The organism is Campylobacter sp. Cr9, assembly GCF_020138295.1.
Classification (GTDB): domain Bacteria; phylum Campylobacterota; class Campylobacteria; order Campylobacterales; family Campylobacteraceae; genus Campylobacter_E.
This window is the reverse complement of record NZ_JACGBH010000036.1, coordinates 1-1,320: the sequence shown is the minus strand read 5'-3', so window position 1 is coordinate 1,320 and position 1,320 is coordinate 1. Positions and strand designations below refer to the sequence as shown.

The following is a 1,320-nucleotide window of genomic DNA, read 5'->3' as shown; positions in this document are numbered from 1 at the left end:
CTTGTACTTGCTAATAGAGATGGTAGAGGGATTAAGGTTGAGGATAATGTGAAGGCTGAAAGGCCAGTAGTTGATAACCATAGCTTAGTAACACAAGGTGCTGTAGGTAAAGAAAATACTAAAAAAGGTGTAGATTTTAATACAGCTGCTACTTGGACAACAGCTGCTGGAACTGAAGGTTCTATCCTTGTTAAGGAAAATACGTTTGCAGATGTTAAGAATGCTCATGGAGTGCAAGATAGCTTAATATATCAAGATGGTTTAAATAAAGCAAAAAATGCTTCAATCCCATCAGCCGCTTATAAATCATATAAAGCAGAAGAAAAAGAAGCTTTAGATAAATTTAAAAAAGGCTTAACTGAACAATTAGATACTTTTATAAAAGCAGGAGCTCAAACTAATAATACAGCTGCAGGTCTTAAAGAGAAAGCTACCGCTAATGCTGCTGCAGAAACATTAAAAGATGCTTTATCAAAAACTGATGATATTGCAGCAATACAAACAGCTTTAAACACATTTGAAACTGCTGCAAATACCCAAACAACAGCTTTAGGTAATTTTCAGGACAGTATGAAAGCCTTGATTGATAATTATAAAACATCTGTAACAGCTGCAGCTAAAAAAATACCTGGTAATTTAGATGGCGTTGATATGTCAAAAGGTATTGGTAAGACAATGGTTGAAGCCGCAGCAGATTTAGAGGGCGGTTTAACAGCAGTAACAGCTGCAGCAAACGGTAACGCTACCGACTTAAAATCAGTATCTGACTTAGTAGCTGCATTTGAAACAGCAGCTGCTGGTGTAAAAACAGCAGAAGTTGATTTTGCTACATTGGCTGCTGATAAATTAGGTGCTTTAAACCTTGCTGCAAATGCTGCTGGAACTTCTGGAATTGAAAAAGAAATTACAGACTTGTTTAATGATTTAAAAACCCAAAAAACAATAGATGGAGCTAACTCAACTATAGATAAAATAAATCAAAAATTAGATAAACTAATTGATGCGGCTGATGGTAAAACTATGGATACTAAAGAAGCTCAAGAAGGTATGGTGGCTCATTCGTTTAAACAATTCTTTGCTGGTATAAAGGCAGGTTTAAATGAACCAAATAAAGCTGGTTTATCAAGTATCGTTGGTTTAAATACCGAAAACAGCACAAACATGGGAAGATTAAGCTTAGTTGCAAACAATGGTAGAGATATTCAAGTTGAAGTTAAAGATGCTAATGGCTTTACTACAAACTCAGCTATCGGCTATGATAAGAACGTTAGTGAAGCTACAGTAAGCTTAAGAGAAACAAACGCTACTATTAATAAAGCT

At 35.3% G+C, this 1,320-nt stretch carries 1 protein-coding gene; it reads left to right on the top strand.

All coding sequences use genetic code 11. The features are described 5' to 3' along the window. Positions 1 to 1,320: hypothetical protein (locus AVANS14531_RS09100; RefSeq protein ID WP_336612157.1), on the top strand; the 1,320-nt coding region annotated here is incomplete at both ends.